We start from the raw sequence: 25,730 nt of genomic DNA on the forward strand, positions 1-25,730 counted from the left end.
TTAGATTAAAAGGAGTTATCACTAATATGAAGAAGAACTATGTCATCTCCCCTCAGATTATTAATACAATGGAGCAGAGTAATGAGCCTTGGGGAATAAAAGATAAAAACTCATGCTTTATTTATGTCAATCAGGCATGTAAACGTCTTCAAAATATTTCAAGTTCTTTTGACTATGAAGGGATTTATGAACATGAATTACCCTGGGATGGCGCCGAATTTGCCAAAGAATACATGGTTCATGATCAAAAAGTCATGGAACAAGAAAAGAGAATATGTTCACTCGAAACACATTTATTCGGAAAAGAACAAATTCTGTCATCCTATTTTCTTGCAAAATATCCTCTCTATCATGAAGATGGTAACTGTATGGGCGTGATATATCATGGTTGGCAAGCTCAGGATTTTTCATTTACCCGACTATTTCGTGGAAAACTTCCAGCATCTATTATGTTCCAGCCACCGACTGACCTTTTTACTCAACGGGAATGGGATGTTATTTTCCTTATGTTACACAAGTATACCAGCAAGCAAATCGGTACAATGTTAAATATTTCCTATCGTACGGTTGAAAACCATATCTCACGCATATGTAAACGAATTGGTCTTCATTCTAGTCGTCAATTGGAAGAATATTGTCGCACCAATGATTATGATCTCTATGTACCAGAAAGATTTGTGCATCCAGAAAGCAGAATGTTTCTTTAACCCTTAGATTAAAAAGGAGTTCTCACTAATATGAAGAAGAACTATGCCATCTCCCCTCAGATTATTAATACAATGGAGCAGAGTAATGAGCCTTGGGGAATAAAAGATAAAAACTCATGCTTTATTTATGCTAATCAAGCTAATTATCGCGTTCAAAATATTTCACGTTCCTTTGATTATGAGGGGCTTTATGATTATGATCTTCCCTGGGATGGAGCTGAATTTGCTGAAGAGTACATGACCAATGATAAAATAGTAATGGAAAAAGAAGAAAGAATATGTTCACTTGTAACACATAAATTCTTCAAAGAGCAAATTCTGTCGTCTTACTTCTTTGAAAAATACCCTCTCTATCATGAAGACGGAAGCTGTATAGGAACAATATATCATGGTTGGCAAGTTCAGGATTTCTCATTCACCCGGCTATTTCATGGAAAATTGCCAGCCAATATTATGTTCCAACCACCGACTGATCTCTTTACCCAACGGGAATGGGATGTTATTTTCCTCCTATTACACAAATATACCAGTAAGCAAATCGGTAGGATGTTAAATATTTCCTACCGTACGGTTGAAACCCATATCTCACGCATATATAAACGACTTGGTCTTCATTCTAGTCGTCAATTAGAAGAATATTGTCGCACCAATGATTATGATCTCTATGTGCCAGAAAGGTTTGTGCATCCAGAAAGCAGAATGTTTCCTTAATTCTTAGATTAAAAGGAGTTCTCACTGATATGAAGAAGAACTATGCAATATCACCTCAGGTTATTAATACAATGGAGCAGAGTAATGAGCCTTGGGGAATAAAAGATAAAAACTCATGCTTTATTTATGCTAATCAAGCATGTAAACATGTTCAAAATATTTCAAGCTCTTTTGATTATGAGGGGCTTTATGATTATGACCTTCCTTGGGATGGGGCCGAATTTGCTAAAGAATATATGATTCATGATAAGATAGTAATGGAAAAAGAAGAAAGGATGTGTTCACTCATAACACATGTACATGGAAAAGAACAAATTCTGTCATCCTATTTTTTTGAAAAATATCCTTTTTATCATGAAGACGGAAGCTGTATAGGAACAATATATCATGGTTGGCAAGCTCAGGATTTCTCATTCACCCGGCTATTTCATGGAAAATTGCCAGCCAATATTATGTTCCAGCCACCGACTGATCGCTTTACTCAACGGGAATGGGATGTTATTTTCCTGATGTTACACAAGTATACCAGTAAGCAAATCGGTATGATGTTAAATATTTCCTACCGTACGGTTGAAAACCATATTTCACGCATATGTAAACGAATTGGTCTTCATTCTAGTCGTCAATTAGAAGAATATTGTCGCACCAATGATTATGATCTCTATGTGCCAAAAAGATTTGTGCAACCTGGAAGCAGAATGCTCCCTTAACCCTTAGATTAAAAGGAGTTCTCACTAATATGAAGAAGAACTATGCCATCTCCCCTCAGATTATTAATACAATGGAGCAGAGTAATGAGCCTTGGGGAATAAAAGATAAAAACTCATGCTTTATTTATGCTAATCAAGCATGTAATCGCGTTCAAAATATTTCACGTTCCTTTGATTATGAGGGTCTTTATGATTATGATCTTCCCTGGGATGGTGCTGAATTTTCTGAAGAGTACATGACCAATGATAAAATAGTAATGGAAAAAGAAGAGCGAATATGTTCACTTGTAACACATAAATTTTTTAAAGAACAAATTATATCGTCTTACTTCTTTGAAAAATACCCTCTCTATCATGAAGACGGAAGCTGTATAGGAACAATATATCATGGTTGGCAAGTTCAGGATTTTTCATTCACCCGGCTATTTCGTGGAAAATTGCCAGCCAATATTATGTTCCAACCACCGACTGATCTTTTTACCCAACGGGAATGGGATGTTATTTTCCTGATGTTACACAAATATACCAATAAGCAAATCGGTATGATGTTAAATATTTCCTACCGTACGGTTGAAAACCATATCTCACGCATATGTAAACGAATGGGTCTTCATTCTAGTCGTCAATTAGAAGAATATTGTCGCACCAATGATTATGATCTCTATGTGCCAAAAAGATTTGTGCAACCTGGAAGCAGAATGCTCCCTTAACCCTTAGATTAAAAGGAGTTCTCACTAATATGAAGAAGAAATATGTCATCTCCCCTCAGATTATTAATACAATGGAGCAGAGTAATGAGCCATGGGGAATAAAGGATGAAAATACACGCTATATTTATGTCAATCAGGCATGTAAACGTCTTCAAAATATTTCAAGCTCTTTTGACTATGAAGGGCTTTATGAGCATGAATTGCCCTGGGATGGCGCCGAATTTGCCAAAGAATACATGGCCCATGACAAAAAAGTGGTAGAACAGGAAAAAAGAATATGTTCACTTGAGACACATATACATGGAAAAGAACAAATTCTATCATCCTACTTTTTTGCAAAATATCCTCTTTATCATGAAGACGGAAGCTGTGTAGGCATTATATATCATGGTTGGCAAGCCCAAGATTTCTCATTCACTCGCCTATTTCATGGAAAACTCCCGGCGTCTATATTATTTCAACCACCGACCGATCGCTTTACTCAACGGGAATGGGATGTTATTTTCCTGATGTTACACAAGTATACCAGCAAGCAAATTGGTAGAATGTTAAATATTTCTTATCGTACGGTTGAAACTCATATCTCACGAATATATGGAAGAATTGGGGTTCATTCTAGTTATCAATTGGAAGAATATTGTCGCACCAATGATTATGATCTCTATATGCCCAAAAAATTTATCCATCCAAAAAACAGAGTTTTTCTTTAACCTTTAGAATAAAGGAGTTTTGTTAATATGAAAAATAACTATGCAATATCACCTCAAGTTATTAATACAATGGAAATAAGTAATGAACCGTGGGGAATAAAGGATAGTTCTTCAAACTTTATTTACGGTAATTCAGCCACAAAGAGGTTTATTCATAATTTTAAAGAGTCATTTGATTATGAAGGGCTTTATGATCATGAACTGCCCTGGGATGGTGCTGAATTCGCCAATGAGTTTATTCTCCACGATAAAAATGTCATGGTTAAAGGCGAAAGAGTCTGTTCACTTGAAACCCATGTTTTTGGGCAAGAGCAAATTTTGTCATCCTATTTTTGTGAAAAGTTGCCTCTTTATCATGACAATGGTAATTGTATGGGAGTTATGTACCATATGTGGAAGGCTAAAGAGTATTCATTGACCTACCTACATCAATATTATGATAAATTACCGTCATCCATGCTACTCCAACCCCCCTCCGATCTTTTTACTCATCGGGAGTGGGATATTATCTTTCTCTTCTTACAGAAACAGCCCAAAAAACAGATTGGGAAAATATTGAATATCGCCTATCATGAGGTTGAGGAACATATGTCAAGGATATATCGTAAAATCGGGATTTACTCCAGTCAACAGTTGGAAGAGTATTGTCGAGCCAATAATTTTGATCACTATATCCCAGAAAGGTTTTTATTGTCTTAGATTACGTATTATTTCCCAGTTTCTACATACTACCTTTGTTAGTTATTTATTGATAAAATAGACAACCCTATGGAAATATGCTTTGCTTTCAATGATATATTTACATTCAATAATTCAAAAAAGCAATAATTATCTTAAAGGATATTTATGAATAAATCAGGATTTAAAGAAGTCCCTTTTATTACTCGGCAATTAACACATATATGGGACAGAAGCCCAGATCCTTGGTTTGTAAAAGATAAGGAATCCCGCTTTATTTATGCAAATACCAAGTTTATTAAAGTCATTAAGTTACCGGAAAACTTTAATATCATAGGGTATACCGTTGACGAATTACCAATACCTGTTAATGGTTTTGCTCATCACTTTAAAGAACATGATCGCAGGGTCTTAGAATGCATGCAGAAAGTATGCTCTGTCGGCACTTATCCTCAAGGTAATGGTCGGCCACCTAAATCCTATTTTTGCGAAAAATATCCATTGATGGGTGAGGATAATCACTGTATTGGCATTATCTCTCACGCCAGAGAATTAGAGCACTTTACGGTTTATCATTATATTAAAGACAATATACCAACGTCAGCCAGTCTCAGACCACCTAATGATTTGTTAAATGAGAAAGAGTGGATGGTTATTTTTCTATTTTGCTGCGGTATGAATAATAATGAAACATCCATTGAAATGAATGTTTCATGCCACACGGTGGAAAAACATTTTGAAAGTATTTACCAAAAACTATCCGTCAGCTCATTGACTGAGTTACGATTACTTTGCAAAGAAAAGGGGTATGATCTCTATGTTCCACCAAGGTATTTTCTATCAATAGGTCATTTTATATTATAAATAATCGATTTTACTGTTAATTATTAATAATTCTATTAACCATTCAGGTAATAATTAGGGATACAATTAATGACATCGCCGACCTTTACATTAATTCAGGATTTATAAGCCTTGAGCCTTGATATCGATTTCCCCATCTTTTCCTTTAAGAGGGTACTCTCGCCGACACAAGGCGGGAAGGGAGTTTCGACGGGACGTTAGTCCCGTATAGTGTTTCACAACTTCGAGCATCGTCACACGCGCCGGCAAAATGAAAACGAGACCCAAGAACGGGCTTGTTGTCTGCCTCTCATACTGATGGAAAGCGGTATATCGGGAGTGGTTGAGGGTGTAGCAAGGAAGCGGCCTGTGCACAGCTTTGACTCAGGAGCCTTATTACTGTCTCCGCACCACTTCGATTAGGATTTATCCTTATCATCCGTCTCTCTAACGTGGGATCAGATTGACGGAATGTACCAGATAACCGGTAAAACAGTGGCGGAATGTCAAACTTTGATTCAGCGCCCACCGGATATGGCAGTGCACCAAGCTTATGAGCAACATGAAGTACCTGTTCGGCAATCTCATCATAAAACTCCACCAGCAATACTTTCGATTGTGCATTGGCGATAAACGCCTGTTTCACCTGCGGTATGATTCCCTGATTAAGCCGGGCCACTAATGTTTCACTCACCTGTGCCTGCACAGCATGCATCACCGGAGCAAATACTAATCCACGCAATACTTCCAATGCCTGAAATCCCTGTACTTGACTGCCACCGGAATACATACTACGCCGGATGCGCTCTATTGCCGCTTGTTGACCTACCACAACACCGATACCTTGCGGGCCAAACAGTTTAAAGCTGGAGAAAGCCGATAACATAGCCCCCCATTCACAACCGATACGTTCCACTTTCATGGCAGCATAGTTATCGTCAACCAGAACCGGTAGTGATGCAGCATTCAACAGTGATATAACGTCTGCCAGCTCATAAGCATCATCAATTTTCTGCCGCGTGTGTTGTACCAACCCCGCGACCGGTAAATGTTGCAAAATCGCAGCCCGTATTTGTTCGGATTGATTGAAATCGGCCCGCACCAGATGCAAGCCCATTTGCTCGGCAGTAACCGCTGTCGAAGGATATAACGGCGCATCATGAATCAGCAGGCTATCGCCCGCATTAAGTAATGCCGACAACCCACAACGTATTGCCCCAGTTCCCGCCCCTTGTACTAACACAGCAGCCTCAGCAGAAAAGAAATCGGCAATGACCTGTTCAACGCGTTGCGTTATCTGTGGCCGGTTCAATCCCGGCACCAGCCCTAAATCTCCTGTAGTGAGAAAATCCGCACCTGGAAAATAGCGGCAGATAATATCAACTAAACGAAACTGCTTGTGCTGCGCCTGCTCCATATTCAGACTAGGTAATGGATAGGTGTTCAATATCGGCTCTCCCGCATTAATCTATTTTCTCGTGCTTCCCCTCTATTTTTATCATCACAAAATAAAGGGGGAAATTTATACCCTATGGATTTCAAGATGCATCACGACGGCAAGGGAGCAAATCCCCGGAAGCATAGAGAACTATGTGACCGGGGTGAGTAAGTGCCGCCAACAAAGAGGCAGCTTGAAAGATGACGGGTATATTCAATTAGCTGATGCCCAACAGATAGATGACGTTAGCTAGCACACCAACCACAATCGTTGCAATCGGCCCAATCGCCATTTCAACCAAAGGACGTTTAGCCGTACGGTTGAGTAGATAAATACCCGCCACCACCATAAATCCCATGCCCGGCAGAATGGCGTTGGCAGCCATCATTCCCCCCACCAATAAGGCAACTTCTAACATGCGGGTAATAACAGTACGAATATGCTCACCACAAGCTTTGACTCCGGGATATTTATCCAACCAGATAGCAATTCTCGCCAGCAGTTTGATTTCTATAAACATAATCAAACTACCGGCAATGAAGGCAATCCACAGATTATTGGTGACTAACCCGGCGACAAACACGAACTTCATGCCGACCGGGCTATAAACCCCAGTCGCAATGGCTGTCATACCGACTAACGGCACAAAGCTGATCGCTCTGGCAAGCGCCACCAACATGGCGTTAGCCCCTTCCCCCTGCGCCATCAGTTGCAGTGATACCGGACCTTCCGCCAGCAGACTGAGTGACATCGAAGCCGCTACCGCAGTCAAACCACCACTTAATACCAGCAACCAGATGTTATTTTGAATGCGCTGTATCCGCGTGGAGAATAGTCCAACCAGCGTCTCATTCGCACCTTTAGCCGGAGCAGCTCCCTCGCCGGCTTTGGGAGCACGCTGTTTCATAGCAAAGTAGAACATCACAATCATTGATATCAGCAGAGCTATCCCGTTAGGATCCAATTGCACCGGTTTGCTCAGAGCCCCACCAAAACTCAATGATCCTACCGCTTTCGTCGCGATATATCCCACCAATGTCGCAATCAGTACCCATATTCCTTTGCCATATCCGTATTGATAGGCCACAACAATCGCAGGAAACAGTGCAAAGCAGGCTACGATAGGATCGCCAACTTTACTCAGGTTACCCATGAAATTAACCGGCAAATGGGCAAAGATATCGACAACAGATCGTAAACCGGTCATCAAGGCAACGGCATATAGCGCTCCCAAGACAGCGGAAAGTATGAAACCTTTTTTACTGTTTGCACACCAGGTACCAATGACATCGGTTCCCAATAATAAGCTATGCACCAGAATAATCGGGGCGGTCAGCGAGAACGGAATACCAAAGCCGATAACCAACCCAAAACTTAGGGCAAAACTGGTGGCAGCCAGGGTTTTACGATTCATACGCCCTTCCAGATGCTCCGGCATTAAAGGACGTAGCCCATCATGAAATACAGCAATACCGCGGTTAGCCATCATGGCAGATATCCCACCAATCACCGCTAACAAACCCGCTTTAAACGGATCAATTTCCATTAAGCGAGTGAAAAATTCATATTCCATTTTCCTGTCCTCATGAAGAAAGAATAGCCTTGATAACCACCGGAATAACCGCGTCTATATCCTGACCAGTAAAACCAAATGCCGTTTTCCCGGCGTTAACATGGGCAATAATTTCTTCATCAGGCAGGATCTTCCCTGGCATACTGATGGTGGCGCATTTGTCAATACCAACAATCGCAATTGCCATTGCCAAAGCGCCTCCACCGGTATTACAGGCTCCCAAGTAGTAATCCGCATCACCACTCTTAAGCGCCATAGCGGCATCTATGTCACCCATCACGGTAATGGATAAGGTTTTATCCCCGGCCAGACGGCGTAAAGTTTCAGCAATTTTTTCTTTCTCAATTTGTCCTCCAATAACAAATCTCATATGTTTTTCCTTTAGTTGAAAAATAGCATTGGGTTATCACGTAACATCAAATCAATATCGGTTTGCGTTAATCCAGCCCGGTTTAGCATCGGCACAAAGGTGGTAATTAAATAAGCAAATCCATTGCCACCATTGGCTTTTAAGTGAGAACGACGGGTAATATCCATCGATAACATGACGCGGTTAAGCAAGCCACGTTGGGCCAGAGTCTGTAACATAGCGATCCGCTTTTCATCCGGGTAGTAATCGTTTTTGCCAATCGTGTCGAACTGGATGTAGGCCCCCTGTTCAATGATGCGCAAGATGTTGTCCAGATTATCTTTAAGATCACAGTGACCAATCACTACGCGTTCAGCATCTACACCGTGCTTTTTCAGTAATGCCAGTTGCTCAAGACCCATTGTGCTTAATGTCGTATGGGTCGAAACAGGACGCCCGGTCTCCAAATGGGCTATCGCCGCAGCATAAAATACTTTCTCTTCATCAGGCGTAATTACCCCCTTGCTGGAACCAATTTCCCCAATGACTCCGGCTTTCAGCGTCGTAGCGTCGATACCCTGTTCAATCTCAGCGATCATTTCATCCGCCAGTTGTCGAGCTGTGGTATGTGCTACATGTTCAGGAAAAAAGGCAGATTGGTAATAGCCAGTTGAAACTATTACATTAATGCCGGAGTCCCGCATCAAATCCAGCATAAACTGTGGGTTACGTCCCATGTAACGATTGGTCATCTCCACAATATTGTGTACACCCAGGCTGACCAGCGTTTTCATCTCTTCACAAATCAGGTCGTACTGATCCAGCCGGCAGTCAATGCTGTTTTTAAATGACGATAAATCGAGATGCAGGTGCTCATGTGCATAGGTATAGCCAGATGCATCAATTCTGTTTTTCTGGGTCATGAGTAAGAGAGTCCTCAGACGAAGAGAGTAAAACTGCGTCTGTTCACAGGCCATTTTCTCCATTAATCGGGATAGGGTTTCCCTGGCTGTCATAAAGCCCTTCCAAGACCGGATGCCCTGACTGGATACCGCTAACCAACGCCACATCACTGCGAGTAGCAAATATCTGGGTGCGAAAGCACAGCACGACAACACAGCCGACCGGAAATTCACCGCTCAGAGGAAAATGGTAATCAATGCTGGTGTCATCCATCGGTAACAGGTGCGTGGCGGTAATCTGGCCGTTTGGCAGGAATATCAGCGCGTTATGCGCCCGTCCACGACGGTAATAACCGCCCCCATAGCAGTAACTGTTACCGTTAAATCGGTGGGATATTTCCGTCAGATAGAGCATAGCGATGCGCTCTGGCTGCTCTCCCCGAAAATTGGCAAGGATTGTTCCTGTTAGCGCATGTCCAGGCTCGGTATGGGTAACGCCATACTTTGCCAATAGCGGCAGTGTGCTACAGCTTGACGCCGACGGCGCATTTATCTGCGTCACCTCAATCCCAGTTTGTCGTAAAATGTCTGTTGCTTTCAGTAAAGTAAATAAGTTTGGCGCTGGCAGTGTCTGCTGCTGATCCTCTTGCCACAACAAGCAAGGAAAATGTGTCAACCCCGTCAGTTTTACACCGGGCATTGCCATGATGCGCTGAACGATGGTGCGCAATTTCGACAAGTGAAAACCCGCTTCCTGACCTGGATATAAATGATCATGATCATCATAGATTTTCAGCATAATGCGTTGCACATTTCCCTCATGCTGCGCCAAACTGGAAATTTCCTCCGCTTTTTCTAAAGAATATACTGTGATCACTTCCGGATGTTGCTGCATCACTGAGGAGACCATATTACGAGGGATCTGTACCAGATGGCCTGCATGAGTCACCGGGATTTTCCCACTCATCAAGACTCTGGCCTCTTTAAAATCCACTGCGGTGACACCCTGATAACCCAGTTCCATCAGTTTACGAGCCAACCAAGGGTTACGCCCAACCTGTTTGGTCATCAGATAGAGAGCAATACCATAATGCTCCGCTACCGCAAGCAATCGTCTGGCATTTTCTAAAACCTGATCAACGTCAATAACATAAGTATCAGGCAGTAAGACCCCTCGCGCCCATAATGTCTGAGCTGCCTCAATCAGTGCCGGATTTTGTTTGTTCAGCGCATGTATAAACATGCTGTACCTCCTGTACTCCTTCGGCGATCAATGCCACTGCAATAAGTTAGATGTTAAATCATCATTTTTTTGAATATTTGATGGAAAAAAAATCCTTCATCTCTGTTGTCGTGTTATCACTGCCCCTTTGCCGCCCAAAGGCTAAACAAGTTTGCCAGCAGATACCCCTCCTCACAGGGATGTAATTGCACGTCAAAATGTACTAATAGCGAAGCATTAATCGCTTGCAAATGAGAAAAGATTCTCGATTGACGCACTTCCATCAGCAGTTCAGTATCCATTGAACTGATTTGTTCTCCCCGGCGTGAGCGCATTAACGCGTTGGCCATATGTGTTATTACTATTTCTCCTAACGCATTCCTGACAGGAATTTCCCAATCGTTTTCAAGCTGAGCCACAACTTGTAACATGCCATCATGAATATCCTGATCAATGACATTTCCCTGATAGAGCAAATTCAGTCGATTTTCCATTCGTTAACGCCATCTATGCCAAATTAATAGCTTGGGTCCTGCTGACCTGCCAGTACACGTTGTTGATGAACTAATAACTCTGTTGTATTTACCATCGTACGTAAAAGTTGTTGCATCAGAATGTCATCAGCTCTGGTTAAAATCACCGCTTCAGAGGCTCGGATAAAACATGCACTTCCATGGAGCGGTACTGCAATAAGCTCCCTGGAACTGAGTTCAACTTCTCTGCTGACGTTCCAGATCACGGCATCAATGTCACCTTTCGCTACCTTATACAGGCTCTCGTGGTAAGAAATATCCACCAACGTGATATCCTGCCCGGCAAAGTACACTTCAGTCATGATTTTCTGGTCGGCAGAACGATGATCCAGCCCAACACGACGGATATTATGTTCACCTCCTTTGCGATAAATCAGTTGGTGTGCACCAACATAGGTATGTGGTCCCAATTCAAGTACAGTACAAACATCACCTTGTTCCAAATAAGTTTGCGCCGCCAAATGTGATACCACCGCCAAGTCATAAATACCCTTACGCAAGCATTCCACCCTAGCATCTGAACCTCTCATGTGGGCGAAGTAAAATGGAATGCCCTCAAATTGCGCTTTCAGACCGCTTGCCAGCCCCTCATACAATCGGGTATAAGGCAGCGGCATTGCACAAACCACGTTACTAATATCAGCATGGGCTAACAGTGCTTTGTGATCCATACTGACCAAATAGCTACCATTGCGCCCCCGTCGTTCCACATAAACCGCACCAGAACTCTCCAGTTTTTTTAATGCAAACTGAACTAACCCAACAGATAACCCATAGTCAGATGACAGCTCTTCAATCGTTTTCAACCGATTACCACAGCGCTCACCTAGCAGATAACGTGCCAGGCACGCTTGTGCAACCCCCTCTTTTTTAAGCAGCCCATGACTCATAATAATTCTTCATTTTTTTGAATATATTTATATCCAATTTAAGGAGGCAAATAACAATCGGAAAATAGCAAAAATGCGAATGAGGTCACGAATAAATAGGTAATTTTCTTAAATTTCAATGATTTTAATTTGATAACTAATAATTTCTGTTTTTATGTTTTAGTTGTGGTCGTTTCTGGACGCTTAAGCAGTGCATAGATCAATCCTGCCAACAAAGTACCAGCAATAATCGACATCAAATAACCCAGTATTGGTGTGATAGCACCTGGAATCAACAGCACAAACAGGCCACCGTGCGGTGCCATTAATTGCGCACTTATTGCCATAGAGATGGCTCCCGTCACCGCACCACCAACGATACAACATGGGAGCACACGTATCGGATCACGGACAGCAAAGGGAATCGCGCCTTCGGAAATAAAACATAAACCTAACACCAATGCGGCTTTACCACTTTCCCGCTGAACGTTATCGAACTTCTGCCGGGCAATCAGTGTCGCCACTCCCATAGCCAGCGGGGGAACCATCCCCGCAGCCATAATGGCAGCCATTGGCGCGTAGGTTTGCGAGCTAAGCAAGCCGACACCAAACGCATAGGCAGCTTTGTTTATCCCTCCCCCCATATCAGCACACATCATCCCGCCTAAAATGGCTCCTAGCAGGAGTGCGTTGGTTGTCTCCATATGAGAAAGCCAATACGTTAGCCCCGCCATGATACCGGCGACAGGTTTACCAATAACGTAAATCATAATCAGGCCGGTGATCAGGCTAGCAAATAGCGGAATGATCAAGATCGGTTTCAATGCTGCCATACTCTGCGGCAATTTCACTTTGGTGTTAAGCAACTTCGCTACGTAACCGGCGAGGAAACCCGCAATAATACCGCCAATAAATCCCGCGTTCGTGCTAGTTGCCAACATGCCGCCAATTAAACCGGGTGTCAGACCTGGGCGATCAGCGATCGAGAAAGCAATGTAACCAGCCAGTACAGGGACCATCAGAGCAAAAGCTGAGCTACCACCGATTTGCATTAACGCCGCCGCCAATGTACCCGATTCTTTAAATGCAGTGATGCCAAAAGCAAATGACAATGCAATGCACAGGCCACCCGCCACCACCATCGGTAACATATAAGAGACGCCCGTCAACAAGTGACGATAGATACCGGTATTCTCTTCCCTCCGGTCAGTTTTAACATTTTGCCCTTCCGGTTCGAAAAGCCTGGCTTCGGCTAGCGCTCTATCAAATTCTTGCGCTGTTTTCTTCAACGCCAGCCCGGTGGAGGTACGGTACATCGGTTTTCCGGCAAATTTCGCCAGATCTACGTCAATATCGGCAACGACTAGCACCAGATCCGCTTTTTCCACCTCTTCCGGCGTAATAACATTGCCCGCACCTACTGAGCCGCGCGTTTCCACCTTTACCCACCAACCGCGCTTTTTGGCTTCGGTTTCGATGGCCTCCGCGGCCATAAAGGTGTGCGCTACCCCTGTAGGACAAGCAGTCACCGCGACAATCCGTTTTGTATCACAACTGATGTCAGTTGCCGGTATCTGATACGGCTTCGCGTCAGCTTTTGCCTGCTGAAAGAAATTTTTCGGCGCATGCAATGCCTGTTCCGTGTCGCCGAGATAAACAAGCTTACCGTTCAATGTGTTATCGGTGGGGATGCGACTGCCGGTCACGACCACCAAATCGGCCTCTGCTGGATTTTCTGTTAGTATCAGTCCGTTTTCCGCCGCAGCGGCACTGAGGATTGTTTTCACCAGATAACTTCCGGCAAGTCCGAGTGAAGGATCAACGATAATCAGCATTTTCATTATGCTTCTCCTGCTGTTAGCTAAAAGGGTTGTAGATCGACGCGCCCCATTATCACGGCAAATTGGGGATTTCTACTCTCGCGGCCCCTCCCCCAAACCGGAAGTAATCGCTTCGCCAATGGCCGCTATCGCCTGCTGCGCATCATCACCATTGGCAGTAACATGAAGCCGATGGCCTTTTTTAGCGCCCAATGCCATGATTTTCATCAGACTACGGCCGTTTACCGGTTGACCGGCACCATCAAGATTGATGATGGTAATTTCACTGGAAAATTGCCGGATAACATTAACCAACAGAGCACCTGGGCGAGTATGTAAGCCATGTTCGTTGCACAGGACAAATTCCCCGCTGGATATGGCGCTCTGCGCCAGTACGCCACTGGTCAGTAATGTCAGCACTGTCGGCGCATCAGCTTTCAGCAAACATTCCGCTTTTTGTGCTAATAGCAAGTTACTTAGGTGGTGCAACACATTTAGCGGTTGGTCGTCAGCAACCGCAACCGTCAGCAACATCACCACCGGCTCGTTATCCCGCGTGAATAATCGGCTCACTGCCACAGCGCTGGTTAAGTTACCGGCGGGGCTATCACTGAGCCAAATGCCCTGCCCAAGATCCAGTGGTTTGCTGTTAATCACTTTGCTGACAAAGGTCGTATCTACGGCCCCCACTTGCTGTAACCGCCCGGCATTCAATGCCTGTAATGTCATCAGATCGCGGGCATTAACATCTAACGTGATCAAGCTGGTATCGAATTTAAACTCAGCCTGCTGAACTTCTCCCATTAGCAAGCTATGCAGTGCCTGTGCTGACTCAATCGTTTTTAGCTGCTCTGCAATACGATCATCACTCAGTAAGTGTGTTAACTGACGCAGTAGTGCTAAATGCTCATCGGAACGCGCGGCGATACCAATAACCACATAACACATCGCTCCTTGATCCCATTCAATACCCTGTGAAAAGTGAAATACCTGTACATCGGTTTTCATGACCAGATCACGGGTATCTAGCGTGCCATGCGGAATGGCGATACCGTTGCCAAGGTAGGTGGAAATTTGCTTTTCACGTTGCAACATGCCGTCAACATAGGCATCACTGACGTTACCACTCGCGGCTAACATGGCCGCCACTTGGCGAATGGCATCCTCTTTACTGGTTGCAATTGCGCCAGTATGGATATTTTGCAGAGCCAACTGGAACATAATTTTCTCCCTATTACCAAAAATAGAATCGTTTCAGTTTATACGTAGAGAAAAAAGCATTAAGTCCAATAAAAGAAAAAAGAGATAAAAAACTGAAACGTTTCAACGAGTGTGGGACATGACTAATTTTCATTCAATACTTATGTGAAATAAAATCGCAATTTTTTGAGATTACTCACATTTTTTCTGCCATCGTTTTTTGCCTATCTTCGGTTTAACAGATTTGGTAAACCAATAACTCACTTGCCATTCACCAACCTTCCCAAGATGAGTGTGCTTGCCTATGCTGGCAGAGATGTCGATGTTGAGGGTTCTGTGAAACATTTTTTTCATCGACAGATGGAACAGGTTTAACCGCATTTATCAATGAGGCAATCCAAACAAGTCTCAGCGAAACTGCGGCATTAAATACCCTAGATTTTAGACCGGTTATTTACCCTATTCTGGAAATAGTTGAAGGGTTTCCGAAACGCTTATTTTTACGAGGTGAAGAAGAAGAAAAGCGAGTTCTACAGATGGTTTTTATGTATGCGCCTTAACAGGCGCATACATCAGAATCGCTTATTCAATTGAACAAGCATTTTCCTGTGGGACATAATCAAAGTGTAATTCCCGATGCCGATTCCTTTTTACACCCCAAACACCGTGGAAACGCTCTGCATTACTGGCAGTATACCGCACAGTATGGCGAATATTACTGTGCCCAAGATAATCTTGTATCAACCGCGTATCTATTCCCCTATCTGCAAGTGCAAAACCGCAGGCATGGCGCAACATGTGCGGATGAGAACCTACGGAAATATTAGCCAATCTCCCTAACTGACTAATAATTTGATAAATGCGCTGGCGAGTTAGTGGTTTTCCGGTACGCGACAGAAACAACCAATCACTTTCTGCCCCTCGGAAGGTTTTACGGACTTTTAGCCACTCCCTGATCGCCTGGATTTCATAGCCCAAAAGAGGATGAATAGTAGAAAATCCGCCTTTTAAACGCCGGATATATAAACTTCCATCTTCCAAATCCAGATCAGATATCCGTAGATACCTAGCTTCACTAACACGTAAGCCATGAACAAAACTCATGTATACCAGACAATAGTCGCGCTCCCCATTAGGGCTCTTTTTCGCCATTTCCAGCATACTTTCCACTTCGTGTTGCGTTAGATGTCTTCGCTGACCCATTATGGTCTATCCCAAATATTCTTTGTTTCAACGCATTTAACATGCTGCGTTATCTGTAACTGATTAAGACCCGGAACCAACCCTAAATCCCCCATAGTAATTAAACCTGCACCGAAATGGCGGCAGATGACTGTATGAAAACCCTGTTCCTGTACTTGATCTATGCTCAAGCTGCGTAATGGATAGATATTCAATGTCTGTTCTCCGGTAATCCCCCCCTATTCTTACCATCACAAGGCCAAAAGAAAAATAGTGATTCAATTAACCGATCCCCACCAAATAAGACTTTTTGGCTAGAATTACCAACAAAAATCGCTGCGATAGGCCCAATAACCATTTTAACAAAAGGACATGTCCGTCAGATTGATATCTGGTTCAAATCACTAAGGAAGGATGTTGATGCAGCAATGTTTGCCGGCTTCCGATAAACATTTAATCTCTCTATCTTTGCTAGAGGAACCCGGCAGACAGCAAATCTAACAAACTGGTAACACAGGTAGACGATTCTCTATGCAGAATGATCTGGTATATCAGCTAGATACAATATCCAGCTTTTCAGATCACTACCAGATTTTATCCATGTCGTCATCAATGATGCCTTTTATAAATTTTTTAAACCTCAATATTATGACCCATTATTGCCCTCCTCCGCCAATCATTTGCAACAAAATTTGGTTTGCGAGTGTACTCACACGTTTAAAAGTTACATGTTACTTTTCCCGTTAATTGACGTTGAGGAGTGATCCGCATCCTCTACCCGCTCATCTGCTAATCCATTAGCTTCACTAGCTGATGTGCACTTTGCACTGTATGACGAGGCAATTTATTTCGATGCAGAAATCAACGAAATAACTTCATTCGAGTCTAATCTGATCATGTTCATTGATTTACTATTATTACAAGCAACGTCTTAATTCATTGAGTACAAGCTATACAATATGATCTCGACAGCCAAGGAAAATAAAAACAGAGAAAGAGATGTTAAGGATTAAATCAAACCTGTATAAAGACGATTTAAATAATTTCAGAACTAAACAATATTAATACTTATATTTTTTACATAGAGGTATTTTTTACACAGAATAATAAACTATTTAATTAACAGATATGTGTAAAAATCAATAAATTTTATTTCTTTACGAATTAATCATTGCAATCTCTTATATATTCAGGTTATTTTAAGTGTAATCATTAAAAAAACGCTTCAGATAATGATTTAAAGACTCATTAAGGAGTTGCCATGTTAAATATAAAAAATAAACAAAATAATATTACTCCGCAATTAGTTTACATGTGGGAAAATAGTCATGATTTTTGGGAAACTAAACATTGCCGGTCAAAATTTATCTATGCAAATCCGCTTTTTTGCCAACGACTCAACTTATCTGAAAATTCTGATATTACCGAACTTTCAGCAAGTGAGTTACCCTCGCCTATTGCAAAATATGAAAATTCAGGAAGTTGTATTAATACTCTCTTTGATGCCAATAAAGAAAAAGATTTCTCTCTAACCTGTCTGTGTTTTACAAAAATACATCGACCAAAAACAAAAAGAATATTGTTGTCTTAACGATGTTGATCTCGACACACCAGAAAAATTTTTGCAACAAGAAAGCATTATGTTTTCCTAAATCAAAATATTACACAAATATGACTAGAAAAAATTCAACCACTTCGTTACAAATAATCAACACATTGGAAGCAAGCAATGAACCGTGGGGAGTAAAAGATAAATCTTCCTGTTTTCTCTATGGTAATAGTGCATTAATTAAACTCCAAAATATAAATGCCAACTATGATTATGAAGGTAAATATGATAGTGATATTCCCTGGAGGGGCAATGAATTTGCCAAAGATTTTATTACACATGATTTGCAGGTAATAAAAAATAGAGAAAGTATTTTATCATTAGAGACACATGTCTTTGGGCGAGATAAAGTTTTATCATCTTATTTCCAGGAAAAATTTCCACTCGATGATGATAAAGGTGAATGCATCGGTATTCTTTTCCATGCCTGGAAAGTTCAGGATAATTCACTGGCTCGGCTATTTCACAGTAAACTACCTACTTCTATTATGTTTCAATCGCCGACTCATCTCCTTACTGAACAGGAATGGGAAATTGTCTTTCTTTTTCTACAAAAATATAGTAGGACACAAATCTGTCAATTACTCAAAATCTCAGATAAAACCATAGAGGAATATATAAGAAAGATTTATAATAAATTGAAAGTTAACTCAGACTCACAACTGGAGGAATATTGCCGACTAAATAGTTTTGATCTCTATGCACCAAAAAGGTTCTTATTGTCTTACTTATAAATATCGTCTATTTATTCAAATTTTTTATAAGGTAATAATGTTATAAAGGTCAAATATGAGTCAATCAGGATGTAAAAAAGTCCCTTTTATTACTCCTCAATTAACTAATATGTGGGATAAAAGCTCAGAACCGTGGTTTGTAAAAGATAAGGAGTTCCGCTTTATTTATGCAAATAAAATGTTTATCAAAGCTAATAAGCTACCTGAAAATATTGATATTATTGGGTATACCGATAAAGAATTACCTTCACCAGTGAATCAATTCTCTCATCTTTTTGAGGAACATGATCATAAGGTGTTACAGGGTATGCAACGAATATCATCTCTTAGCACTTACCCTCAAGCAAAAAATGAACAAGCCACATCCTATTTCTGTGATAAATATCCGTTAATGGATGAAAATAAACAGTGTATTGGTATAATTGCTCACGCAAGAGAAATACATAATTTTACTGTATCTCATTATATGGAGAACAATATTCCTATATCAATTCGATTTCAACAACCTAACAATCTATTAAAAGAGAAAGAATGGATAATCATTTTTTTATTCTGCCGTGGCGTTAGTAATAGATATATCGCTGACGAAATGAAAATTTCATATCGCACTGTGGAAAAATATTTCGAAAGTATCTATGAGAAACTATCAGTTAGCTCAGCAATTGAGTTAAGAACACTTTGCAAAGAGAATAGTTATGATCTTTATATTCCCCCCCAATACCTTCAATCTATAGGCCATATTTTGCTATAAATAATCGATTTCATTATTACATATTTCTCTCTGACCTGTTTAATTAACCTGAATTTTGCTTAAATTTCCCCTAACTGATATATGGATAACAATTTGATAAATCAAAATAAAGGGCTAAAAACGTGACTAAATAATCATTTTTTTGAAAATTTACTTTTCTATTTCTGTTGAAGACTTTATATAAAAAACGATGAAACCAAGAAATTCTCATGAGCACTGACGGGTGCTTTATCATGGTCGAATGGTTTACATCAACATTTTGACAAGAGACAGGGTGTTTATAGCCCTGTTTCAATTCCAAGATCCAGATACTCCACAATCAACGAACAATAATACCTAACAGAATGCCCAATGCGCCAAAGTCAGCATCACTGAATGTCGTGTTGGCAATACCGATATCCCCCAAAACGGGTAACAGAAATACGGGTAAGAAGGTAATCAGAAAGCCCTGAGTAAAAGCCCCAAGAATAGCGCCTCTACGCCCCCCTGTCGCATTACCAAAAACCCCGGCCGCCGCACCAACAAAAAAGTGCGGCACAACACCGGGAATAATGACCGTCATACCGAGTGCATACAGTACAAACATACCGATAACACCAGCCACAAAACTGCTCAAGAATCCTACCAATACTGCATTAGGGGCGTAAGGAAAGACAACCGGGCAATCTAACGCAGGTTTAGCATTTGGGACCAGTTTGTCAGAAATTCCTTTAAATGCAGGAACAATTTCTGCAATGACCATTCTCACACCTTGCAGAATAATATATACACCTGCGGCAAAGGTAATAGATTGCATTAGCGAGAATATAAATCCATTTTTCCCACCACTGACTTCCCTCACAAAATCACCACCAGCAAATAAGCAACTGATCATGAAAATAATCGCCATCGTAAAAGAGATGGCAACCGGTGTATCACGCAGAAACAGCAAGCTTTTCGGAACATTCATCTCTTCGGTTGAATGGGCCTTATTTCCTAGTTTGCTGCCAATAAAACCAGCGAGAACATAGGAAAGCGAGGAAAAATGCCCAATGGCAACGTCGTCAGAACCTGTTACTTTCTTCATATATGGATGGACAATCGCCGGGAAGAAAACCATAGCAACGCCAACAACCACAGAACCAATAGCCACCAACATCGAGCCTTTGATCCCTGCTGTTGCCAGAATCACCGCGACCATCATGGACATAAATAATGTGTGGTGCCCAGTCAGAAAGATAAATTTCCACGGTGTAAAACGTGCAATCAAGATATTGATCACCATAGCAAAGAACATGATCATTGCCATTTCTTTACCAAAACTCTTTTGCGCAATGGAAACAATTGCTTCGTTGTTTGGTACGACTCCCTGAATACCAAAAGCGTGTTGGAAAATTTCAGCAAAACCCCCCAGTGAAGAGACGACTAATCCAGCACCCGCCCCCAAGATCAAAAACCCCATAATGGTTTTTATAGTACCTTTGATACATTCAGTCACCGGTTTCCTTTGCACGATCAAACCAACAAGCGCGATAAACCCCACCAAAATCGCCGGTTCTGACAGAACATCACTCATCAGAAAATGAAAAAATTCCATGACAATCCCCCGGTTACAGTGCACCAAGTTCAACTAATGCCACGGACAGACGTATTTTCATTGCCGATTTATCCACCATATTGTCCAGCGCAACAATTTTGCCATCGACTGCCTGAATAACCAGTTGTTCTGCAATATCTTTAGTACCGACAAAAATGTCGCTTTGAGTTGCTTTTGCTGACCCCAGATCGACGTGATCAACACTGGCATCTACTCCCATCTCTTTCAGAATATTTTTGATGCTCATTTCCATCATCAAGCTGGTACCTAACCCATGTCCGCAAACGACAGTGATTTTCATACTGTTACCCCATAGCAAAAATAACGACTTAATACTTGTTAATCACGGCAAGAATCTCTTCTTTACTTTCGGCACTCATCAGTAATGCAATATCTTGTTGATTATCAAATAGTTCGGCAAGTTTAGCGATCACTTCGATATGGCTGTTGCTATCAGTTGCTGCCAAGACAATCAACAAATTAACCGGATCATTTTCTTCAGAACCAAACTCCACTCCTTTGCTAATCACAGTTAACGCTAAAGCTAATTTGTTAACCCCTTGTTCCGGTCTGGCATGTGGCATAACAATTCCCGGCCCAACAACATAATAGGGACCAATTACCTCATGCGAACGATAAATAGCATCAATATAACAAGAAGAAATGGCACCATTTTCCACCAGAGGCTGACAAGCAATCGCGATTGCTTCGCGCCAATTTTTAGCATCCGGTATCACTTGGATCACATCTTGGGTGAGTAACGTCTTTAGCATCAATCTCCCCTAATTAAAATCTCATTCCGCTCTACCTACCCTCTTACCCTCTATCTTCTGTTTTCTATCTTTATCTTCTGCTAGTGATATTAGTCACAAATGATAGCGCTATCTATGATCGTAACTCATAATTGTGATACCGCTATCATTTGTTATTTGATTAATTCACCATAAAGCGAAAGTACATCATGGTTTTTTCCCCACGGCTTGCCTGAGATCAGGTAGAATCCCATCGTCAAATTCATAGCCGTTAATTAAAAAAATAGAAAAATATTTTGATGAAAAAGACACGAAAACGCCGTAATACAGGGCGAGTAACATTACAAGATGTTGCTAAGTATGCTGGTGTCGGTTCAATGACAGTTTCACGCGCATTGAGAACACCAGAAGTGGTATCGGATAAATTGCGAGAAAAAATTGAACACGCTATACAAGAATTGGGATATATCCCAAATGGCGCTGCCGGCGTACTTGCTTCGGGCCAAAGTAATATTATTGCAGTACTTGTGCCCTCACTGACAGATAAAGCTAGCGCTACATTTATACAGTCACTGCAACAAGTGCTGAATAAACATGCCTTTCAAGTTTTGCTTGGATGTCATGAATATAACCATAATAAAGAAACCGAAATTATCATGACACTACTGCAAAGCAATGCAGCAGCACTGGTGATTTTCAGTTCGCAATTGGCAGATAAAACCCACAGCAATATTTCTCATATCAATATTCCCATTATTAATGTTGCAAGCTCTCATCAACAGCAGACGACGATTAATATAGAAACCGATTTTTCCGCAGCTGCCTATACGTTGACTGAACATATGTTGAATAATGGCCGCAAGCATATCGGTTATATTGGCGCCCAAATGGACAGCCGTTTACGCAATCAGCAAATTAATGGCTGGCATAAAGCCATGCTGCATCACTATCAGAATGCTGACCAAAATATCACTACTTCGGATACGGCTAGCATGCAATTTGGTCGCCAGGCAATTACTGAAATGTTATTACGTCAACCTGAACTGGAAGGTGTGATTTGTAGTCATGAAGTGATTGCTTTAGGAGTCATGTTTGAATGTCAGCGGCGTCTACTTAAAATACCCGCTGATTTGGCTGTTGCTTGTCTGGATGGTTCAGATAATTGTGACCACACACAGCCAACACTGACATCAATTCGCATTGATTATCCCCAAATAGGCAGGGACACCGGAAAATTGCTGATAAAACTGCTCAAACAACAAGGTGAAGATGAAACAAAACATCAAAACAACCGATATCACCTATTTTCGTATAAGTTCGAGCCTGGACAAAGTGCTTAGCAAAATTGATCACCCTATGCTATTGTTTGGCTCAGTTAATATTGCTGGCATAATAACCGATGTCACCGAATAGCATAATCTGTATGAGCACGCTCAATTTGAAGCGTATCGGCAGTTTGTTGTAATTTAACTAACCGCCCATCCCACACTGTCCATATATGAACGAAACGAGAAATGAACCGTTTGCCACGCTTCACCCGTCCCAAATAATTACCCAGAACAATGATATGATCATCTGACTCAAAATATTCAGAACTGTCCACCACAAACTCATCAATATCATTTAAAAACGGCACAAAAAAATTATTTAATACATCCTCAATTCCTTCATAAACCCCACCATACCGAGATCCTTCGGTAACATCCCAAATAATATCACTCGCCATGATCTGGCGAAGAACATCGATATCACCCATAGAGTCGTAAAAACGACGAACAATAGATACATTTAATGAATCTGACATTATCATTCTCCTTCAAATTATCCTGCAATGAAATATGACCGGCTCTTATAAAAGGAGCCAGCCGGATATCTTGGGACGTTCAACCAAAAAGCGCCATTAAAGCTTTAAATTAACATCCCCGAAAAACAATTCGAATATCTTTCATGTTAGGCTATCCATTGTGGGTAAGATATCCCCTTACCTAGGTAAGAGCTGGATAATCAGTATAGCCTATAGCCCCAGGAACCATAAAAGTTTCCGGTTGTTGTTCATTAAATGACGCTTTAACCAAAAACCGGTGAGGTAAGTCTGGATTGGAGATGAATAATTGACCAAAAGCCACTGCATCAGCCCGGCCGTCAGCAAGAACTTGCTCGGCACTTTCTTGAGTAAGTTCCTCGTTAGCAATATAGATTGACCCAAAAGCCTCTTTTATCACCTTACTTAAGTCACCATCAACCACAGCATCACGTGAGAAAATAAAAGCAATACCTCGTTTACCAAGTTCACGTGCTACATATCCAAACGTCGCCACAGGATTGGAATCCGCCATAGAGTAATAACCACCACGTGGGGACAAATGCATGCCAACACGTGATGATCCCCAAACTGAAATACAAGCGTCTGTCACTTCCAGCAGTAATCGAGCCCGATTTTCGACTGAACCTCCGTACTGATCTGTGCGCAGATTAGCATTATCTTGCAAGAATTGATCGAGCAAATATCCATTGGCGCCATGTATTTCTACTCCATCAAACCCTGCCGTTTTCGCATTTTCCGCTCCGCGCCTGAATGCTTCGACAATACCGGGAATCTCCTCAAACTCAAGTGGCCGTGGAACCACGAAAGGACGTTTTGGGCGTAATAAGCTAACATGACCATCAGCCGCAATTGCACTTGGCGCCACTGGCCGTTCTCCATTAAGGAAAACAGGGTCCGATATCCGCCCCACATGCCAAAGCTGTATAAAAATACGCCCACCAGCAGCATGCACAGCATCCGTGACCAATCGCCAACCAGCAACTTGCTCATCTGACCAAATACCCGGCGTATTCTCGTAGCCAACTCCTTGCGGAGTTACTGAAGTCGCTTCGCTGATAATCAAACCAGCAGAAACGCGCTGAGCATAGTATTCCGCCATCAGCGCATTAGGGACACGCCCTTCTCCTTCTGCACGATTACGTGTCAGAGGAGCCATAATGATGCGATTTGGCAAGTCGAGATCACCAATGCGAATTGGGTCAAAAAGTGTAGGCATATTTTTTCTCTCATATAGATTAATAAATGCACTTCGTTGCAAATCATCAATAGCTGCATAGCCAGGTCATACCAGAAACAAACTAATAATGTTATAACACAACAATGACTTTGCTTGAGAATGATATATACCTGTTATCTTTCAAGTTGCCTCTTTGTTGGCTGCACTCACTCACCCCGGTCATATAGTTACCTATGCTCCCGGGGATTCGCTCCCTTGCCGTCGCGATGCATCTTGAAATCCATAGGGTATAGGCCGCTTGTAGCCTTTGATTTAAGTGAATAAGGGTCTATTGAATGAGTAGTGTAAAAAAGGCCACGCAATACGCAGCCCTGAAACGCGCTTTATTGGATAGAGCCCCTATCCAATGAGTTTTAAATCTGCTTTTCTGTGTCGCTTTTGTTCCTGATAAAAATTTTCATGAGAGCCAAAGTTCAGCAGGTATAACTCTATTTTCTCTTCAACCCAACAGTAACCAAGCAATGTTAACTGGTTATTTAACTGAAATTTATGAACTCGAAGGAAACTTAAATCACCTTTCTTCTGCTCACCGATTTCAGGATTATCAATTATTCTATCAATCTCATCTTCTACTATCGTAAGAAGATCCTCAGATAACTTAGATAATGCCTTAGAGAAACGTCTTGTTTCATAAACTTCAATCTTTGGATCTTTTTGTCCTTCTGACATAACGCGACACCTTACCGCTATTGACTTCGCTTTTTGCCAGTAAAGAATCAAGGATAAAAGAGTACGGCAAATCAGGGTTATCCTCCGCAATGCGGCCAATCTTAGCCCAATGCTCGATTTGCTTAGGTACACTTCTGCTTGAAGCTGCTGCATGAATTTTTACATCATTCACGAAATCATCATCCAAACGTATACTGATAGCCATAGTTTAGTTTACCCCTCTGGGATTTTGTACTACATGTGTTATAAAATGCACGTGTATAAAATGCAACATTTTATCGCATTATGCAATTATTAATTACAATTTCGATATCTCTATCCCCATGATATAAAAGGGAATCTCTCAAAATCCCCCGCTCAACGCAATAAGACACAGCAAGGCCAATTTTATTCTCATCCTCAATAAAACTGGCTTCATTG

General features: G+C 41.6%; 28 protein-coding genes and 1 pseudogene. 12 read left to right on the forward strand and 17 right to left on the reverse strand.

The features are described from left to right. The first annotated feature begins 26 nt into the window (after window positions 1–26). The 7 genes from ACGF5R_RS11935 to ACGF5R_RS11965 all read left to right on the forward strand — a co-directional run bounded on the left by ACGF5R_RS11935 (window position 27) and on the right by ACGF5R_RS11965 (window position 5,090). The gene (locus ACGF5R_RS11935) at window positions 27–707 is read left to right on the forward strand and encodes a PAS and helix-turn-helix domain-containing protein (RefSeq protein WP_262981056.1); all 681 of its coding nucleotides are present in this window, start codon (window positions 27–29) and stop codon (window positions 705–707) included. Between the two features lie 30 nt (window positions 708–737). Further along, window positions 738–1,418, forward strand: coding sequence for a helix-turn-helix transcriptional regulator (locus ACGF5R_RS11940; protein WP_387690997.1), 681 nt, complete (start codon window positions 738–740; stop codon window positions 1,416–1,418). A 29-nt stretch (window positions 1,419–1,447) separates the two neighbouring features. Then, window positions 1,448–2,128 carry a helix-turn-helix transcriptional regulator gene (locus tag ACGF5R_RS11945; RefSeq protein WP_387690999.1) on the forward strand — a complete coding sequence of 227 codons (681 nt, stop codon included), beginning with the start codon at window positions 1,448–1,450 and terminating at the stop codon, window positions 2,126–2,128. Between the two features lie 29 nt (window positions 2,129–2,157). Next, entirely contained in the window at window positions 2,158–2,838 is a 681-nt protein-coding gene (locus ACGF5R_RS11950; RefSeq protein WP_387691001.1) for a helix-turn-helix transcriptional regulator, read from the forward strand. Window positions 2,839–2,867: 29 nt separating this feature from the next. Next, window positions 2,868–3,548, forward strand: coding sequence for a helix-turn-helix transcriptional regulator (locus ACGF5R_RS11955; protein ID WP_387691003.1), 681 nt, complete (start codon window positions 2,868–2,870; stop codon window positions 3,546–3,548). Between the two features lie 27 nt (window positions 3,549–3,575). Further along, a complete protein-coding gene (locus tag ACGF5R_RS11960) occupies window positions 3,576–4,247 on the forward strand; it encodes a helix-turn-helix transcriptional regulator (RefSeq protein ID WP_387691005.1) in 672 nt (223 codons plus the stop codon). A gap of 147 nt (window positions 4,248–4,394) precedes the next feature. After that, window positions 4,395–5,090 (forward strand): PAS domain-containing protein, encoded by a 696-nt coding sequence (locus ACGF5R_RS11965; protein ID WP_112876928.1) that lies wholly within the window; start codon window positions 4,395–4,397, stop codon window positions 5,088–5,090. Window positions 5,091–5,379: 289 nt separating this feature from the next. Here ACGF5R_RS11965 and ACGF5R_RS11970 read toward each other — a convergent pair whose 3' ends face one another. The 10 genes from ACGF5R_RS11970 to ACGF5R_RS12015 all read right to left on the reverse strand — a co-directional run bounded on the left by ACGF5R_RS11970 (window position 5,380) and on the right by ACGF5R_RS12015 (window position 16,178). Beyond that, window positions 5,380–6,516 (reverse strand): aminotransferase class V-fold PLP-dependent enzyme, encoded by a 1,137-nt coding sequence (locus tag ACGF5R_RS11970; RefSeq protein ID WP_262981058.1) that lies wholly within the window; start codon window positions 6,514–6,516, stop codon window positions 5,380–5,382. A 208-nt stretch (window positions 6,517–6,724) separates the two neighbouring features. Continuing rightward, complete coding sequence (locus ACGF5R_RS11975) at window positions 6,725–8,080, reverse strand: YhfT family protein (protein ID WP_112876926.1); 1,356 nt, start codon at window positions 8,078–8,080, stop codon at window positions 6,725–6,727. A gap of 10 nt (window positions 8,081–8,090) precedes the next feature. Then, complete coding sequence (locus ACGF5R_RS11980) at window positions 8,091–8,450, reverse strand: DUF2620 domain-containing protein (protein ID WP_112876925.1); 360 nt, start codon at window positions 8,448–8,450, stop codon at window positions 8,091–8,093. A gap of 11 nt (window positions 8,451–8,461) precedes the next feature. Beyond that, window positions 8,462–9,352: a phosphotriesterase-related protein gene (locus ACGF5R_RS11985; RefSeq protein WP_112877007.1), complete on the reverse strand. Its 891-nt coding sequence runs from the start codon at window positions 9,350–9,352 to the stop codon at window positions 8,462–8,464. Between the two features lie 43 nt (window positions 9,353–9,395). Further along, window positions 9,396–10,574 (reverse strand): YhfX family PLP-dependent enzyme, encoded by a 1,179-nt coding sequence (locus ACGF5R_RS11990; RefSeq protein ID WP_112876924.1) that lies wholly within the window; start codon window positions 10,572–10,574, stop codon window positions 9,396–9,398. A 116-nt stretch (window positions 10,575–10,690) separates the two neighbouring features. Then, window positions 10,691–11,047, reverse strand: coding sequence for a PRD domain-containing protein (locus tag ACGF5R_RS11995; RefSeq protein WP_112876923.1), 357 nt, complete (start codon window positions 11,045–11,047; stop codon window positions 10,691–10,693). A 23-nt stretch (window positions 11,048–11,070) separates the two neighbouring features. Continuing rightward, window positions 11,071–11,976, reverse strand: coding sequence for a GntR family transcriptional regulator YhfZ (gene yhfZ, locus ACGF5R_RS12000; RefSeq protein WP_112876922.1), 906 nt, complete (start codon window positions 11,974–11,976; stop codon window positions 11,071–11,073). A 152-nt stretch (window positions 11,977–12,128) separates the two neighbouring features. Continuing rightward, complete coding sequence (gene fruA, locus ACGF5R_RS12005) at window positions 12,129–13,796, reverse strand: PTS fructose transporter subunit IIBC (RefSeq protein ID WP_387691008.1); 1,668 nt, start codon at window positions 13,794–13,796, stop codon at window positions 12,129–12,131. A 72-nt stretch (window positions 13,797–13,868) separates the two neighbouring features. Beyond that, complete coding sequence (fruB, locus tag ACGF5R_RS12010) at window positions 13,869–14,996, reverse strand: fused PTS fructose transporter subunit IIA/HPr protein (protein ID WP_112876920.1); 1,128 nt, start codon at window positions 14,994–14,996, stop codon at window positions 13,869–13,871. A gap of 561 nt (window positions 14,997–15,557) precedes the next feature. Further along, window positions 15,558–16,178 carry a tyrosine-type DNA invertase gene (locus tag ACGF5R_RS12015; RefSeq protein ID WP_112876918.1) on the reverse strand — a complete coding sequence of 207 codons (621 nt, stop codon included), beginning with the start codon at window positions 16,176–16,178 and terminating at the stop codon, window positions 15,558–15,560. Between the two features lie 755 nt (window positions 16,179–16,933). On the opposite strand from ACGF5R_RS12015, the pseudogene ACGF5R_RS12020 reads away from it, so the two are divergent. The 4 genes and pseudogenes from ACGF5R_RS12020 to ACGF5R_RS12035 form a co-directional block, all read left to right on the forward strand. Further along, window positions 16,934–17,092 (forward strand): annotated as a pseudogene (locus ACGF5R_RS12020) (MurR/RpiR family transcriptional regulator); the annotation flags it as partial. A 326-nt stretch (window positions 17,093–17,418) separates the two neighbouring features. Continuing rightward, window positions 17,419–17,748 carry a hypothetical protein gene (locus ACGF5R_RS12025; RefSeq protein WP_262981063.1) on the forward strand — a complete coding sequence of 110 codons (330 nt, stop codon included), beginning with the start codon at window positions 17,419–17,421 and terminating at the stop codon, window positions 17,746–17,748. Between the two features lie 80 nt (window positions 17,749–17,828). After that, the gene (locus ACGF5R_RS12030; protein WP_112877006.1) at window positions 17,829–18,500 is read left to right on the forward strand and encodes a LuxR C-terminal-related transcriptional regulator; all 672 of its coding nucleotides are present in this window, start codon (window positions 17,829–17,831) and stop codon (window positions 18,498–18,500) included. A gap of 55 nt (window positions 18,501–18,555) precedes the next feature. Next, complete coding sequence (locus tag ACGF5R_RS12035) at window positions 18,556–19,251, forward strand: helix-turn-helix transcriptional regulator (protein ID WP_112896016.1); 696 nt, start codon at window positions 18,556–18,558, stop codon at window positions 19,249–19,251. A gap of 319 nt (window positions 19,252–19,570) precedes the next feature. Here the strand turns inward: ACGF5R_RS12035 and ACGF5R_RS12040 are convergent, their stop codons facing one another. From ACGF5R_RS12040 to ACGF5R_RS12050, 3 genes are read right to left on the reverse strand one after another with little or no spacing between them, the layout of a single operon-like run. Further along, window positions 19,571–20,827: a PTS ascorbate transporter subunit IIC gene (locus ACGF5R_RS12040; protein ID WP_112876914.1), complete on the reverse strand. Its 1,257-nt coding sequence runs from the start codon at window positions 20,825–20,827 to the stop codon at window positions 19,571–19,573. Between the two features lie 13 nt (window positions 20,828–20,840). Next, window positions 20,841–21,128, reverse strand: coding sequence for a PTS sugar transporter subunit IIB (locus ACGF5R_RS12045; protein ID WP_112876913.1), 288 nt, complete (start codon window positions 21,126–21,128; stop codon window positions 20,841–20,843). A gap of 28 nt (window positions 21,129–21,156) precedes the next feature. Continuing rightward, entirely contained in the window at window positions 21,157–21,600 is a 444-nt protein-coding gene (locus ACGF5R_RS12050) for a PTS sugar transporter subunit IIA (RefSeq protein WP_387691011.1), read from the reverse strand. Window positions 21,601–21,878: 278 nt separating this feature from the next. Here ACGF5R_RS12050 and ACGF5R_RS12055 point away from each other — a divergent pair, with 278 nt between their 5' ends. Beyond that, complete coding sequence (locus ACGF5R_RS12055) at window positions 21,879–22,919, forward strand: LacI family DNA-binding transcriptional regulator (RefSeq protein ID WP_112876911.1); 1,041 nt, start codon at window positions 21,879–21,881, stop codon at window positions 22,917–22,919. Between the two features lie 62 nt (window positions 22,920–22,981). Here the strand turns inward: ACGF5R_RS12055 and ACGF5R_RS12060 are convergent, their stop codons facing one another. From ACGF5R_RS12060 to ACGF5R_RS12075, 4 genes are all read right to left on the reverse strand, one after another. Continuing rightward, a complete protein-coding gene (locus ACGF5R_RS12060; RefSeq protein ID WP_112876910.1) occupies window positions 22,982–23,383 on the reverse strand; it encodes a nuclear transport factor 2 family protein in 402 nt (133 codons plus the stop codon). 181 nt (window positions 23,384–23,564) lie between these two features. Beyond that, the gene (locus tag ACGF5R_RS12065; RefSeq protein ID WP_112876909.1) at window positions 23,565–24,620 is read right to left on the reverse strand and encodes an alkene reductase; all 1,056 of its coding nucleotides are present in this window, start codon (window positions 24,618–24,620) and stop codon (window positions 23,565–23,567) included. A gap of 360 nt (window positions 24,621–24,980) precedes the next feature. Continuing rightward, window positions 24,981–25,310 carry a type II toxin-antitoxin system RelE/ParE family toxin gene (locus ACGF5R_RS12070; RefSeq protein ID WP_262978011.1) on the reverse strand — a complete coding sequence of 110 codons (330 nt, stop codon included), beginning with the start codon at window positions 25,308–25,310 and terminating at the stop codon, window positions 24,981–24,983. Next, complete coding sequence (locus ACGF5R_RS12075; RefSeq protein WP_112876907.1) at window positions 25,279–25,515, reverse strand: hypothetical protein; 237 nt, start codon at window positions 25,513–25,515, stop codon at window positions 25,279–25,281. Before ACGF5R_RS12075 ends, ACGF5R_RS12070 begins: the two co-directional genes overlap by 32 nt. Between the last annotated feature and the right edge of the window lie 215 nt (window positions 25,516–25,730).

Origin of the sequence: Photorhabdus sp. RM71S (genome assembly GCF_042879355.1) — a bacterium.
Lineage (GTDB): Bacteria > Pseudomonadota > Gammaproteobacteria > Enterobacterales > Enterobacteriaceae > Photorhabdus > Photorhabdus kayaii.